This is a genomic window from Pacificispira spongiicola (genome assembly GCF_012926505.1).
Taxonomy (GTDB): domain Bacteria; phylum Pseudomonadota; class Alphaproteobacteria; order UBA8366; family Aestuariispiraceae; genus Pacificispira; species Pacificispira spongiicola.
Map to the genome: position 1 here is coordinate 137,664 of NZ_JABBNT010000002.1, position 13,657 is coordinate 151,320.

14 protein-coding genes are annotated in these 13,657 nt (G+C 61.0%); 1 reads left to right on the forward strand and 13 read right to left on the reverse strand.

The genetic code is table 11. The features are described from left to right. Nucleotides 1-28 precede the first annotated feature (28 nt). The 13 genes from HH303_RS05890 to tpiA all read right to left on the reverse strand — a co-directional run bounded on the left by HH303_RS05890 (nucleotide 29) and on the right by tpiA (nucleotide 11,558). Nucleotides 29-1,519, reverse strand: coding sequence for a SulP family inorganic anion transporter (locus HH303_RS05890; RefSeq protein ID WP_455011039.1), 1,491 nt, complete (start codon nucleotides 1,517-1,519; stop codon nucleotides 29-31). A gap of 138 nt (nucleotides 1,520-1,657) precedes the next feature. Next, on the reverse strand, nucleotides 1,658-2,098 hold the full coding sequence (locus HH303_RS05895) for a flagellar basal body-associated FliL family protein (protein ID WP_169624312.1): 441 nt from the start codon (nucleotides 2,096-2,098) through the stop codon (nucleotides 1,658-1,660). Between the two features lie 60 nt (nucleotides 2,099-2,158). Then, complete coding sequence (gene thiL / locus HH303_RS05900) at nucleotides 2,159-3,151, reverse strand: thiamine-phosphate kinase (RefSeq protein WP_169624313.1); 993 nt, start codon at nucleotides 3,149-3,151, stop codon at nucleotides 2,159-2,161. Beyond that, entirely contained in the window at nucleotides 3,144-3,626 is a 483-nt protein-coding gene (gene nusB / locus HH303_RS05905; RefSeq protein ID WP_169624314.1) for a transcription antitermination factor NusB, read from the reverse strand. The genes thiL and nusB overlap by 8 nt, the downstream gene beginning before the upstream one ends. A gap of 20 nt (nucleotides 3,627-3,646) precedes the next feature. Beyond that, nucleotides 3,647-4,105: a 6,7-dimethyl-8-ribityllumazine synthase gene (gene ribH / locus HH303_RS05910; RefSeq protein WP_169624315.1), complete on the reverse strand. Its 459-nt coding sequence runs from the start codon at nucleotides 4,103-4,105 to the stop codon at nucleotides 3,647-3,649. A gap of 27 nt (nucleotides 4,106-4,132) precedes the next feature. Continuing rightward, on the reverse strand, nucleotides 4,133-5,293 hold the full coding sequence (ribB, locus tag HH303_RS05915; protein ID WP_169624316.1) for a 3,4-dihydroxy-2-butanone-4-phosphate synthase: 1,161 nt from the start codon (nucleotides 5,291-5,293) through the stop codon (nucleotides 4,133-4,135). Nucleotides 5,294-5,300: 7 nt separating this feature from the next. Continuing rightward, complete coding sequence (locus HH303_RS05920; RefSeq protein WP_169624317.1) at nucleotides 5,301-5,909, reverse strand: riboflavin synthase; 609 nt, start codon at nucleotides 5,907-5,909, stop codon at nucleotides 5,301-5,303. 120 nt (nucleotides 5,910-6,029) lie between these two features. Then, nucleotides 6,030-6,263: a YdcH family protein gene (locus HH303_RS05925; protein WP_169624318.1), complete on the reverse strand. Its 234-nt coding sequence runs from the start codon at nucleotides 6,261-6,263 to the stop codon at nucleotides 6,030-6,032. 89 nt (nucleotides 6,264-6,352) lie between these two features. Continuing rightward, a complete protein-coding gene (eno, locus tag HH303_RS05930; protein WP_169624319.1) occupies nucleotides 6,353-7,627 on the reverse strand; it encodes a phosphopyruvate hydratase in 1,275 nt (424 codons plus the stop codon). 27 nt (nucleotides 7,628-7,654) lie between these two features. After that, nucleotides 7,655-8,491 (reverse strand): 3-deoxy-8-phosphooctulonate synthase, encoded by an 837-nt coding sequence (gene kdsA, locus HH303_RS05935; protein ID WP_169624320.1) that lies wholly within the window; start codon nucleotides 8,489-8,491, stop codon nucleotides 7,655-7,657. Between the two features lie 85 nt (nucleotides 8,492-8,576). Next, nucleotides 8,577-10,217: a CTP synthase gene (locus tag HH303_RS05940; RefSeq protein ID WP_169624321.1), complete on the reverse strand. Its 1,641-nt coding sequence runs from the start codon at nucleotides 10,215-10,217 to the stop codon at nucleotides 8,577-8,579. 135 nt (nucleotides 10,218-10,352) lie between these two features. Further along, nucleotides 10,353-10,703 (reverse strand): preprotein translocase subunit SecG, encoded by a 351-nt coding sequence (gene secG, locus HH303_RS05945; RefSeq protein WP_169624322.1) that lies wholly within the window; start codon nucleotides 10,701-10,703, stop codon nucleotides 10,353-10,355. A gap of 105 nt (nucleotides 10,704-10,808) precedes the next feature. Next, complete coding sequence (tpiA, locus tag HH303_RS05950) at nucleotides 10,809-11,558, reverse strand: triose-phosphate isomerase (protein ID WP_169624323.1); 750 nt, start codon at nucleotides 11,556-11,558, stop codon at nucleotides 10,809-10,811. Nucleotides 11,559-11,775: 217 nt separating this feature from the next. Between tpiA and HH303_RS05955 the strand changes: the two genes are divergently transcribed. Continuing rightward, on the forward strand, nucleotides 11,776-13,656 hold the full coding sequence (locus tag HH303_RS05955) for a peptidylprolyl isomerase (protein WP_169624324.1): 1,881 nt from the start codon (nucleotides 11,776-11,778) through the stop codon (nucleotides 13,654-13,656). The last annotated feature ends 1 nt before the right edge of the window (nucleotide 13,657 follow it).

Below are 13,657 nucleotides of genomic sequence, written 5' to 3' on the forward strand. Positions count from 1 at the left end.
AAAGGGTTCTTCGTTTTTAAAGCCCGGCTCAATGCCCCAGAAGACGGTCCATGGCACCCGGCTTATCGTGGATGCCCAATTTGTCGACGATGGTCTCGCTGGCTTCGTTCAGGCCGACGATTTCGACCTCCGCCCCTTCGCGGCGGAATTTCAGGACCGCCATGTCCAGGGCGGTTACGCTGGAAATATCCCAGATATGCGCCCGACTGACATCGATCCGAACTCGTTCCAGGGCTTCCTTGTAATCGAAACTTTGGCTGAAAGCCTCCACGGATGCAAAAAACACCTGGCCCTGAACCCGATAGGTCCGTTCTTTACCGTCCTCGGACAGGGTCGATGTGACCCGGAAAATCTGCGCGATCTTCCCGGCGAAGAATATGCCGGACAGCAGGACCCCGACCAGAACGCCGATGGCCAGATTGTGGGTGGTGACGACCGCCGCGACCGTCGCCAGCATGACGATGGACGAACTGCGCGGATGGAATTTCAGGTTTCGGATCGACGACCAGCTGAATGTCCCGATGGACACCATGATCATGATCGCAACCAGGGCCGGCATGGGGATACGGCTGACCAGATCGCCCAGGACCAGGATCATGAACAACAGCAGGATACCCGCCGCAAAGGTCGACAGACGCCCGCGCCCGCCGGATTTCACGTTGATCATGGACTGACCGATCATCGCGCAGCCCGCCATGCCGCCCATGAATCCGGTGACGAAATTCGCCAGACCTTGACCGACGCATTCGCGGTTCTTGTCGCTACGCGTATCCGTCAATTCATCGACAATGGACGCGGTCATCAGTGATTCCAGAAGACCGACCGCCGCGACCGCCGCCGAATAGGGCAGAATGATCTGCAATGTTTCGAAGGTCAGCGGAATATCGGGGAGCAGGAAAACCGGCAGGGTCGACGGCAATTCACCCATATCGCCCACGGTGCGCACGTCCATACCGAAACCGATGGAAATCGCGGTCAGGACGATGATGCAAATCAGCGGTGACGGCACGGCCTTGGTCAGGCGCGGGAACAGATAGATGATCGCAAGACCCGCCGCGACCATGACATAGGTTATCCAGGTGACGCCGATCAGTTCCGGCAGTTGCGCCATGAAGATCAGGATGGCGAGCGCATTGACGAACCCCGTCATCACCGATCGGGATACGAATTTCATCAGATTGCCCAGCTTCAGGAACCCGGCGACAACCTGCAACACCCCGGCCAGGACAGTGGCGGCCAACAGATATTGCAGACCATGGTCCCGGACCAGGGTCACCATCAGAACCGCCGTCGCGGCGGTCGCGGCGGAAATCATACCGGGACGGCCCCCCGCGATCGCCGTCACCACGGCGATGGAAAAAGACGCATAAAGCCCGATTTTCGGATCGACTCCGGCGATAATCGAAAAGGCAATGGCCTCCGGTATCAGGGCCAGGGCGACAACGAGACCGGCGAGAAGGTCGGCCCGGATATTTCCAAACCATTCCCTGTGCAATTTTCCTAAATCTATAGAAAACAATGACTTCTCCCGATACTCGAATGTCAGATCTTACGGAAAGGCGGTGACGCGCCCCAGGATTGTGCACCGCAGCATGGGGTTTAGCCGTCTTGCCCATGCATCGCAAGCAGGCTTGGCCGATTTCCGCGAAAATCGGCGTTATTTTCTCTGCTTGAACGCGTTCTGGATCAGCACGTCATGGACGACCCCAGGCCCCAGGGTTCGATTGGCGATGATGTGCAGGCGCCGTTTGATCGCCTTGACCAAAATGCGGTCTTCCACCGACACCGCCGCGAAATAGCCGTTAAGGTCGGTGATGAAGGCATTTCGAACACGGGGCAGCAGGCTGGTCGCGAATTCCTCGTTTTCGGGACCGATCGTCTCCAGTGTCACGTTCAGGACGACATAATTGACGACCGCACCGCCCCGAATGACCGGGATACGCAGAGGCTGCATCTCAACGAAGCGGAAATCCGGTTCCGGTGGCGGAGGCGGCGGTTCATTGGATGTGTCGGTGGCCAGGACGAAGAAATAGTAATACCCGCCGCCCCCGCCACCCAGCAGGAACATCAAAATCAGCAGGATCAGAATCTTCTTCACGGGTCCGAACGGCCTGTCAGGTCACTTGTTGCGGCGAACCATAGCATAGGGCCGTGATTCCTAACTATGCCGAAAGCCTGTCTGCAGGAAGGTCAGCGCTACGCCGTCCGAATCCCGAACCGTCACCCCCGATCCGGCAACAATCGACCCGATGAGAGTAACCGGTGTTCCGCTGCGCGCCGCCGCGTCCCGAATTGCCTGTTCCGGCCCGGTAATCAGCAATTCGTAGTCGTCCCCGCCGGTCAACATATCGGCGAACAGGTCGGGATTGTCGGCCACCTGTTCTCCCGCCTCATCCGACACGGGGATGGATGGCGCGGCGATATCCGCACCGACGCCGGACGCGGCACAAATATGGGCCATGTCGGCAATCAGTCCGTCGGAAACGTCCATCGCCGCATGGGCCGCGCCGACCAAGGCCCGACCAAGCGCGATACGCGGTTGCGGCAGCAGATAACGCTGGCGCAGGTTTTCCGCCTCCATGCTAGGCGGCAGACGTCCCTGTGCCGCCAGCAAGCCCAGAAACCCGTCCCCTATGGTACCGGATACAAATATCCCGTCGCCGACCTGCGCCCCGGACCGTTTCAAGGCTTTGCCGGTCTCCACACTGCCCATCGCGGTAATGGCGATGGAAATCGGTCCCGGCGTGGACGTGCTGTCCCCACCCATTAGCGTCAGATCGAATTCCGCTTGATCCGCCGCCAGCCCTTCGCAGAAACCGGCGATCCAGTCTTCGCCGATCCGCTTCGGAAGGCTGAGAGACAGGAAATAGCCCATCGGTTCCGCCCCCATCGCCGCCAGATCGGACAGGTTGGTCCTCAAGGCTTTCCGGGCAATGTCGGCCGGTGTTTCGTCACCGACGAAATGGACCGTTTCGACCAAGGTATCCGCGGTGACGACGAGATCCCTTCCCTGCGGCGAACGGATCAGCGCCGCGTCGTCCTTCAGGCCGAGCGCGCCGTCATTTCCCGACGCCAGCGGGGCGAAATAGGTGGCTATGCGATGAAATTCGCCGGTACCGGACTGCAATTCCTGATCGGGGCGGTCAGGCATGTTCCCCATCACGAAGAACCTTTGCCAGCCGGTCCAAAAGACCGTTCACATAGCCGGTTTCCGCCACATCGTAAAAGGCGGCGGTCACGGTCAGATATTCGCTGATCACCACCGGCGCGTCGATATCGTCGCGTCGGGCCAATTCATAAACACCGGCCCGCAGGATCGCGCGCAGCACGGATTCGAGCGACGTCACCTTGCGCCCGCCGTCCATTGCCTCGCCCAGCATGCGGTCGAAATCTTCCGTCGCGGCGGAAACGCCGCGCACCAGTTCGGCAAAGAACTCACCGTCAGCCTGGATCGTTTCCCCGTCCAGATCGGCGGTACCGCCGCGCAGCCGGAAGGTATCGATCGCTTCCAGCACGCCATGGCCGGAAATTTCCATTTCATACAATGCCTGCACGGCGGCAAGGCGCGCGGCACGACGTTTCGCGGCGCGGGACGGTTTTTTCGGTTTCGTGTTTTCGGTGCTCATCGAATTTCTCGTGCCTTCGCTTACTTGGACAGGCCGAAACGACGGCGTAAGGCTACCATACCCAAACAAGCCGCGGCGGCATCCTTGCCTTTGTTCTTTTTGGAAACGCTCGCACGGGCCCAGGCCTGATCCGCATTCTCGGCGGTGACGACGCCGTAGCCGATGGCCAGTTGTTCGCGCACGGCGAGATCCTGAAGGCCCCGGGCGCTTTCGTTGCAAACATAGTCGTAATGGGTCGTTTCGCCCCGGATCACGACACCCAGAGCAATATAGCCGTCATAGGGCTGCGCCCCGACATTCGCCCCGGCATTCGCCATGGAAATCGCTCCCGCCAGTTCGAAGACGCCGAAAACCTCCAGACGGTCATAGGTCGCGCCCTGCGCGTCCAATTCGGCGACGGCGCCACGCGCCAGTTCCGCCGACATATCCACGTAATACGGCGCTTCGACAATCAAAATATGGGGCGCCTTGTCGGCCATCTTTAAATCTTTCCAGAACTTTATGAGTTACTTTTCAAGCGCGCGACGGTCGACGATCTTCAAGCCGTAGCCTTCCAGCCCGATTACCGTTTTGTCGGAATTGGACAGCAAGACCATATCCGTGACGCCCAGATCGGTCAGAATTTGCGCGCCGACACCATAGTCGCGCAATTCCCCCGATCCCTCGGTGGATTTGTTTTCGCGCACCCGCACCCGGTCGGACAGCGATTTCGCATAGGGTTCGCGGATCACCACGACGACGCCCCGGCCTTCTTCGCCGATACGGTCCATCGCCTTTTGCAGATCGCCCGCCTTGCCGCTGGCCGTGTCCATCAGCACGTCGTCAAAGACGTTCAGGGCATGCATGCGCACCAGAACCGGACCGCCCGCCGTGATATCCCCCTTCACCAGGGCGACATGTTCCGCATAGGACAAGTTGTTCACGTAGACATGCATGTCGAAATCACCGCCATGGACGGAGGTGATTTTGGTGCTCTCGCTGCGTTCCACCAAATGATCGTAACGGCGGCGGTAAGCGATCAGGTCCGCAATCGCACCGATTTTCAGACCATGGTATTGCGCGAATTGAATCAGTTCCGGCAAGCGCGCCATTTCGCCGTCGTCATTCATAATCTCACAGATCACGCCCGACGGATTCAACCCGGCCAGCCGCGACAGATCGACCGCGGCTTCCGTATGGCCCGCACGGACGAGAACCCCGCCTTCCCGCGCCAAGAGCGGGAAAATATGGCCCGGCGTGGTGATATCGGACGGTGTGGCTTCCGGCGCGATGGCGGCGGCGATGGTGCGCGCGCGATCGGGCGCGGAAATCCCGGTCGTGACGCCTTCCCGCGCCTCGATCGACACGGTAAACGCCGTGCCGAACCGGCTGGCGTTTTTCTGCGGCATCAATTCGATACCCAGGCGATCGACCTGCGCGCCTTGTAGTGCCAGACAGATCAGGCCGCGACCGTATTTCGCCATGAAATTGATGGCTTCGGGCGTCGCCATTTGCGCCGGAATGACAAGGTCGCCTTCGTTTTCGCGATCTTCGTCGTCCACCAGCACGAACATACGCCCGTTCCGCGCTTCCTCGATGATTTCCTCGATCGGCGACAGAAAGGCGATATCGTCGGCGGCACGCGCGATATCCTGTTTCGAAACGGTGACGGGATCGTCCTTGCTCATCCGGCGATCATCCTTCTTTCCCGAGAAGCCGCGCAACATATCGGGCCAGGGCATCGACCTCAAGGTTTACGAAATCCCCCGACCCGGCCTCGCCGAAGCCGGTGACGGCTGCCGTATGGGGAATGATGTTCACGCCGAAAGACCCGTCCGGATTCACTTCGTTCACCGTCAGGGACACGCCGTCCAGCACGACCGACCCCTTGGGCGCGATATATCTGCGCAGCGGCTCCGGCGGCAGGAAGGTGAAGCGCAGGCTGTCGCCTTCCGGGTCGCGCGACATAATCTTCGCAATCCCGTCGACATGCCCCAGAACGAAATGACCGCCCAGCTCGTCACCCAGGCGCAGCGCGCGTTCCAGGTTGATGCGCGTGCCGACCGTCCAGCCGTCCAACGTGGTTTTGGAAAGGGTTTCGGTGGAGGCCTCGACCGCGAACCAGCCGGTTCCGGCATCGGTGCGCCCTGTCTCAACGACGGTCAGGCAGCAGCCCGAACAGGAAATCGACGCGCCGAGGTCGATTTCCTCCACCTTATAGGCGGTTTCGATGACAAGGCGCGTATCGCCGCCGTCTTCCCGAACGGCGATGCGACCGCGATCGGTAACAATCCCTGTGAACATGGGCGAGAGCGCTTTCCTAACTGTCCAACAACGGCATCGGTTCTATCCAGGCCGTTTCGTGCAGTGTATTTACGCTTCTCGCCCAAGAAGGCAAACCCGCGATTGCCGATCAGTCCCCAATCAATCCAGGAAGGTCAGGATTTCGTCCAGCATCTTCAGACGCTGCTTCTTCAGGTCTTCCAAGTGAAAATCGTCCATCGGCTCGACATCGGTCTCGCCACGGTGAATTTGGCGATTCAGCTCGTGATAGTCGTCCGACAGCTTCTTGAAATGCGCATTTTCCTGACGCAGGGCCGAAATCTTGTCGGCTTTGTTCGGGAATTCGGCGGCCAATTCGTGCGGCGTATGACTCATTGAGTATCTCTCCTCCTCGTTTGTCCAACGCACCCTAGCCGGATCAACCGATCGACGCGTTGCGTTGGATCAAACAGCCTTGGAAGCGGTTACGATTTCGCCAAGAACGCCCCGTCATAAACGGCAGCCGAATCCAGTTCTTCTTCGATACGAAGCAATTGATTGTACTTCGCCAAACGGTCGGACCGGCTGAGAGAGCCGGTTTTGATCTGGCCGCAATTCGTTGCGACCGCCAGATCCGCGATTGTCGCATCCTCGGTTTCGCCGGAGCGGTGGGACATGACAGCTGTGTAGCGCGCCTTATGCGCGGTTTCGACGGCTTCCAGCGTTTCGGTCAGGGTGCCGATCTGGTTCACCTTGATCAGGATCGAATTCGCCGTGCCCTTGGCGATTCCGTCGCGCAGGCGGGCCGGGTTGGTGACGAACAGGTCGTCGCCGACCAACTGGCACTTGCCGCCGATCGTATCGGTCAGCAGCTTCCATCCGTCCCAGTCGTCTTCCGCCATGCCGTCTTCGATGGACGCGATCGGATAGGCGTCGACCAGGGCTTTCAGGTAATCGACATGCTGGGCGGAGGTCAGCTTCTTGCCTTCCCCGGTCATGTCGTAGACGCCGTCCTTGAAGTATTCCGTCGACGCGCAATCGAGCGCTAGCACGACCTCGCTGCCGACCTTGTAGCCGGCGGCTTCGATGGCCTGCATGATGAAGTCGAGTGCTTCCGTCGCCGAAGACAGGTTCGGCGCGAAGCCGCCTTCATCCCCGACATTCGTGTTGTGACCGGCCTTCTTCAACTGACTTTTCAGGCTGTGGAAGACTTCCGCCCCGCAGCGCAGCGCGTCGGCGAAGGTTTCCTGACCGATCGGCATGACCATGAATTCCTGGATGTCGATCGGGTTGTCGGCATGGGCCCCGCCATTGACGATATTCATCATCGGCACCGGCAAGCGCGTTGCGAAGGCACCGCCGACATAGCGGTAGAGCGGCAGGCGCGCAGCGGCGGCGGCGGCTTTCGCCGTCGCCAGGGATGCCCCCAGGATCGCGTTCGCGCCGATGCGGCTTTTCGTGTCCGTGCCGTCCAGATCGCAGAGCGCGCGGTCGATGACGACCTGTTCTTCCGCTTCCGCCCCGACCAGCAGGTCGAAGATTTCTGTATTCACCGCATCGACGGCGCCCAGCACGCCCTTGCCGCCGTAGCGTTGACCGCCGTCGCGCAGTTCGTGGGCTTCGTATGCACCGGTGGAGGCTCCCGACGGCACCGCCGCGCGGCCGAAGGATCCGTCTTCGAGGGTGACTTCCACTTCGACGGTCGGATTGCCCCGGCTGTCGAGAATTTCACGGCCATGAACGTCGATGATCGCGGTCATAAGCGGTTTCCTCTCACTCTGCTTGTGTTACGCGCCCTTGGCGACGCGGTCGAATTGCTGAAGCCGGGACAGAAGCGCTTCCATCTGATCCAGCGGTACCATGTTGGGTCCGTCGGACGGCGCATTGTCCGGGTCTTGATGGGTTTCCATAAACAGGGCGGCCACGCCGACGGCAACCGCGGCGCGCGACAGGACCGGCACGAACTCGCGTTGCCCGCCCGTCGAACCGCCGCGACCACCCGGCTGCTGCACCGAATGCGTCGCGTCGAACACGACGGGCATGCCCGTATCTTCCGCCATGGTCGGAATTCCCCGGAAATCGGTCACCAGCGTATTATAGCCGAAACTCGCCCCGCGTTCCGTCACAAGGACGTTGGAATTGCCGCTGTCGACGATCTTGGCGACGACATTCTTCATGTCCCAAGGGGCCAGGAACTGCCCTTTCTTGACATTGACCACCCTGCCCGTCTTGGCCGCGGCGACCAAAAGGTCGGTCTGGCGGCACAGGAAGGCCGGAATTTGCAGGACGTCGACGACGCTCGCCACCTCGGCGCATTGGCCGGGTTCGTGCACATCCGTCACAACTGGCAAACCTGTGACTTTCTTGACGTCTTCGAAAACCGCCAGCGCCTTTTCCAACCCAACCCCACGCCCACCGGACAAGGATGTGCGGTTCGCCTTATCGAAACTGGTTTTGTAAATTAGATTGATGCCGAGCCGGTCGCAGATTTCCTTCAGCGCCCCGCTCATATCCAAGGCATGTTCCCGGCTTTCCATCGCACAAGGCCCGGCAAGCAGGGTGAAAGGCTGGTCATTGGCGATTTTGTAATTGCCGAGTTCGACCGTGTGCTGCGAAACGGACATGGGCATCCTTCCGAAATAGAATCAGGGACGGCCCGGTCATGCCACAGACATGACCGGGTGGCAAAGCCTGAATATGGATTCCGGATCAGACGAGGCGGCTGGTCTTGACCGCTGCCTCGATGAAGCCCTTGAACAACGGATGCGGCGCGAAGGGTTTGGATTTCAGTTCCGGATGGAACTGCACCCCGACGAACCACGGGTGATCGCGGCGTTCAACGATTTCCGGCAGCACGCCGTCCGGCGACATGCCGCTGAAAATCAGGCCCGCGGCTTCCAGCTTATCGCGATAGGCGACGTTCACTTCATAGCGATGCCGGTGCCGGTCGTAGATATGACGCTCGCCATAAATTTCCGCGACCCTGGAGCCCTCTTCCAGGATACAAGGATAGGCGCCGAGGCGCATCGTCCCGCCCAGATCGTCGCCTTCGCGGCGCGTTTCCACCTGGTTGCCGCGCTTCCATTCCGTCAAAAGACCGACGACCGGTTCCTTCGTCGGGCCGAATTCGGTCGACGAGGCATTCGGGATACCCGCCAAATTGCGCGCGGCCTCGATCACGGCCATCTGCATGCCGAAGCAAATGCCGAAATAGGGAATGTCGTGTTCCCGCGCGAATTTGCAGGCCGCGATCTTGCCTTCCGCCCCGCGTTCCCCGAAACCGCCCGGCACCAGAATGCCGTGGACGTTTTCCAGGTAGTTCAGCGGGTCGTCCTTTTCGAAGATTTCCGATTCGACCCAGTTCAGCTTCACCCGGACATTATTGGCGATCCCGCCATGCACCAAGGCTTCCGCCAGGGACTTATAGGCATCCAACAGAACCGTGTATTTGCCGACGACGGCGATCGTCACCTCGCCTTCCGGTGCGCGGATGGCGTGGGTAATGTCCTTCCACCGCGTCAGGTCGATTTCTTCGGCCTCGCCGTCCTTCATCATGCGGAAATAATCCAGGACTTCGACATCCAGGCCTTCCTGATGATAGGTCAGCGGCACGGCATAAATCGTGTCGACGTCGAGGGCGGAGATAACCCGGCTTTCCTTGACGTTGCAGAACAGCGCGATCTTACGCTTTTCGCCCTTCGGAATTTCCCGTTCGGCGCGGCACAGCAGGATGTCCGGCTGAATCCCGACCGACAGCAGTTCCTTCACCGAATGCTGTGTCGGTTTGGTCTTCAACTCACCCGCCGCGCCGATCCAAGGCAACAGCGTGCAATGGATATAGCAGGCGCGGTCGCGGCCCAGTTCGTTGCCCAGCTGACGAATGGCCTCCAGGAACGGCAGGCCTTCGATATCGCCGACCGTCCCGCCAATCTCGCACAGGACGAAGTCCTCATCCGTGATGTCGGACAGGACGAATTCGCGAATGGCATCGGTCACGTGGGGGATAACCTGAACCGTGCCGCCCAGGTAATCGCCGCGCCGTTCCTTCGCGATGACGTCGGAATAGATGCGGCCCGTGGTCACGTTGTCGGTCTGACGCGCCGGAACGCCGGTGAAGCGTTCGTAGTGGCCAAGATCGAGATCGGTTTCCGCGCCGTCGTCGGTCACATAGCATTCGCCATGCTGATACGGGCTCATCGTGCCCGGATCGACGTTCAGATAGGGGTCCAGCTTGCGCAGGCGGACCTTATAGCCGCGCGCCTGCAACAATGCGCCCAAAGCTGCCGAGGCCAGCCCCTTGCCGAGAGAGGAAACCACGCCGCCCGTGATGAAGATGTATCGTGCCGACATGGGAGGTCACTGTATCCTTTGCATAATCTCTGACAAGTCCAAACGCACCGGTTCGGACCCACTGTTCCAAAGAAGAAGGCGGCTTTGAGGCCGCCTTCGGTATTTTCGCGGGAATTCCGCTGGTTTGGGGTCGGATTACTCCGACGTCGGAACGACCGGCGCCGACGGATCGGCGGGCGCTTCGGTCTGGGATTGCGGCAGCGTGGCCCCCGGCGCCGGGGCGGAATCGAAAATCGATTCGCTGTCGCGTGCGCCGCCCGCCAGAATCGCCAGCGCCAAACTGGTCACCAGGAAGCAGGCGGCCAGAATAGCCGTCGTGCGGGTCAGCGCATTCGCCGCGCCGCGCGCAGAGAACATGCCCATACCGCCACCGCCGCCGGAGCCGCCGCCCATGCCGAGCGCGCCGCCTTCGGAGCGCTGCAGCAGCACCACGACGACAAGCGCCACGGCAATCAGCAGATGGATGATCAGCAATACCTGTTCCATGGTCGATCTCGATCCCGGTTCGGTGCGTCAAATTTCGGTTCGGCGGGTATGTAGACCTTCAAGCCCGAAAGTTAAAGTCCTAGTTTGCAGTTCGACAGACGCCGATTAGCCCTTCGACGCGGCGGCAATGGCCAGGAAATCGTCCGCCTTCAACGCGGCCCCGCCGATCAAACCGCCGTCGATATCCGACTGCGCCAGCAATTCCGCCGCATTTCCGGGTTTCATCGATCCGCCGTACAGAATGCGCATTCCCGATGCCGTATCCGCGCCCAGGCCGCCGGAAAGATGCGCGCGGATATGAACGTGAACCGCGTTCGCTTCTTCCGCCGTCGGCGTGCGTCCGGTGCCGATGGCCCAAACCGGTTCGTAGGCGATGACCGTATTTTCCGCCGTCGCACCCTTCGGAACGGACCCGTCGAGCTGCGCCGAAATGACCTTCATCGTGTCGCCCGCATCGCGTTCGGCTTCGGTTTCCCCGACGCAGATCACCGCGACCAGACCGGCGGCATAGGCGGCCAGTGCCTTTTCAGAGACCTGCGCGTCCGTTTCGCCGTGATCCTGACGGCGTTCGGAATGGCCCAGGATTACGTGGCTACATCTCAGATCCTTCAACATCGCCGCGGAAACGTCGCCGGTATGGGCGCCCTTCTCTGCCGCGTGGCAATCCTGCCCGCCCAGCTTGACGGTGCTGCCCTTCAAGGCCTGCGCGACCGCATGGATCAACGTCGCAGGCGGGCAGACAAGGATTTCACACCCCGACGCGTCGCCTTGCGCCACCGCTGTGGCCAGCGCCGTTCCGTCGGCCAGCAAACCGTTCATTTTCCAGTTACCGGCAATCAGCGGGGTGCGGCTCATCGGGTGTCTCCTTCCATCTTCTTTTTGCATATGGTGAATGGGCATTTACCACGCACATTCGGGAAGGCCAATGCATCGCGATGAACGGTGCGGGATTCCTTGGATTTCCGATTGCCCGCCCGGATGGCCGCTTCTATGATCCGCCCGCCGCCAGGGAGAGCGGCCCGGCCCGCAGATGCAGGCGCGGTCCCACGAATAACAGAGCGTCGATCCGATCATGTTGCAGCAGTTGCGTTCAACCACCGGCTCCTGGATCGCCAAGGGCATTCTCGGCCTTCTGGTCCTCAGTTTCCTCGGTTGGGGTATCGCCGACTATACCAATGTCAGCACCCGGTCGACGACGGCCGCTGAAGTCGGCGACATTGAAATCGGCTATACGGAATTCGCGAACACCTATCAGACATTCCTGCGCCGCCAGGGGTTGAGCGCCGTCGATGCCGATGTCGCGCGCCAACTGCGCCTTGCCGATTCCGTGTTGAAAAACATGACGACCCGCGCGCTGTACGAAGCGGAAGCGAAATCCCAGAACCTGACGGCCAGCGATGCCATGGTTCGGCAGGAAATCGAAACGCGACCGGAATTCCAGAACGCGACCGGTCAGTTCGACCGTCTGCGCTTCGAAAATGTCCTGATCCAAAGCGGCCTGTCCGAAGGCGCGATGGTCGAAATGCTGCGCCGCGATTCGGCGCGGGCCCAACTGATCGACGCCGTAACCGCCGGCAGCGCCGCCCCGTCCGCCATGGTCGACCTGTTGTTCCGGCATTTCGGCGAACGCCGTTCCGCCGCCTATGTCTCTTTTCCGCTGGACTCCGTTGACGTTCACGGCGAACCGGACGACGCGGCGCTTCAGGCCTTTTTCGACGAGCGTAAGGAAGATTTCCGCCGCCCCGAACTGCGCAGCCTGACCTATGTGCTGATCTCCCCGGAAGCACTGGCCGAGGAAATCGCGGTTGACGATGCCGATATCGCCGCCTCTTACGAAGCGCGCCACGATGAATTCGTGCAGCCGGAAACCCGCGATCTGGCGCAAATCCTGTTCCCGACCGAGGAAGCGGCCCGCGAGGCCGCCGAGACGCTGAAAGGCGTCGGCATGGACGAATTGCCGGGCAAGATCGAAGCCCTGGGTCTGAAACTGATCGACCTGGGCACTTTCGAACGCGACACGGTTCCGAACGAGGGCCTCGCCGACGCAAGTTTCGCGATCGACGCGCCCGGCGCGACCGACGCCTTCCAGGGGGCCTTCGGCTGGTCCGTTGCCGTGGTGAAGTCGATCACCCCCGGCAACGAACCGACCCTGGACGACGTGCGCGACACGATCCGCGACGATCTGGCCCTGGACCGAGCCTATGACGAGGTGTTCAAGCGGGGCAATCATCTGGAAGACGCCTTCGGTCAGGGCCAAACGCTGGAAGAAGCCGCCGCGACCGCCGATCTGCCGGTTGCCAAGGTGGATGCCGTCGATGCGCAAGGCCGCGGCCCCGATGGGTCGCCGGTTGACGACCTGCCCGCCGGCCTGACCTTCCTGCGCACGGCCTTCGACCTGAATGACGGGGAAGTCAGTTTCCTGGAAACCACGGAATCGAACGCGATGTTCATGGTCCGCGTCGATGCGATCACGCCCGCTGCCATTCCGGAACTGGCCGATGTCCGTCAATCCGTCGTCGATGCCTGGAAGGAAGACCGCCGCGAGGCTGCCGCCGAAAACAAGGCGAAAACCCTGGTCGGCCGCCTGGAAGCCGATGCCGATATCGAAACCCTGGCCGCCGCGTTGGGTCTCGACCATGGCACCGTCGACAGCTTCGCCCGCACGGGACAGAGCACGCAGGGCGCGGGGCTTCCCGAAACGCTGGCGCGCGAATTGTTCGGCAAGAAGGAAGGCGAAGCCGCCTATGCCCAGGATGGCGACCGTTTCTTCGTCGCCCGCGTGACCGGTATCAAACCGGCGGACGCCGCCGCCGAACCGGCCTTCCGCGACAATCTGGCGGATACCGTCGCCGTCGGCATGTCCCAGGACCTGAATGAGGAACTGGGCAAGGCGCTGGCCGGTAAATACCCGATCACGACCAATCCGGCCGTGTACGAACAGGTTTATCAGTAAT

Bases quoted from the DNA above. Each gene is read 5' to 3' on its own strand.
- thiL (WP_169624313.1), bottom strand. From the start codon at position 3,151: ATGCCTGACCGCCCCGATCAGGAATTGCAGTCCGGTACCGGCGAATTT.
- nusB (WP_169624314.1), bottom strand. From the start codon at position 3,626: ATGAGCACCGAAAACACGAAACCGAAAAAACCGTCCCGCGCCGCGAAA.
- ribH (WP_169624315.1), bottom strand. From the start codon at position 4,105: ATGGCCGACAAGGCGCCCCATATTTTGATTGTCGAAGCGCCGTATTAC.
- ribB (WP_169624316.1), bottom strand. From the start codon at position 5,293: ATGAGCAAGGACGATCCCGTCACCGTTTCGAAACAGGATATCGCGCGT.
- HH303_RS05920 (WP_169624317.1), bottom strand. From the start codon at position 5,909: ATGTTCACAGGGATTGTTACCGATCGCGGTCGCATCGCCGTTCGGGAA.
- HH303_RS05925 (WP_169624318.1), bottom strand. From the start codon at position 6,263: ATGAGTCATACGCCGCACGAATTGGCCGCCGAATTCCCGAACAAAGCC.
- eno (WP_169624319.1), bottom strand. From the start codon at position 7,627: ATGACCGCGATCATCGACGTTCATGGCCGTGAAATTCTCGACAGCCGG.
- kdsA (WP_169624320.1), bottom strand. From the start codon at position 8,491: ATGTCCGTTTCGCAGCACACGGTCGAACTCGGCAATTACAAAATCGCC.
- HH303_RS05940 (WP_169624321.1), bottom strand. From the start codon at position 10,217: ATGTCGGCACGATACATCTTCATCACGGGCGGCGTGGTTTCCTCTCTC.
- secG (WP_169624322.1), bottom strand. From the start codon at position 10,703: ATGGAACAGGTATTGCTGATCATCCATCTGCTGATTGCCGTGGCGCTT.
- tpiA (WP_169624323.1), bottom strand. From the start codon at position 11,558: ATGAGCCGCACCCCGCTGATTGCCGGTAACTGGAAAATGAACGGTTTG.
- HH303_RS05955 (WP_169624324.1), top strand. From the start codon at position 11,776: ATGTTGCAGCAGTTGCGTTCAACCACCGGCTCCTGGATCGCCAAGGGC.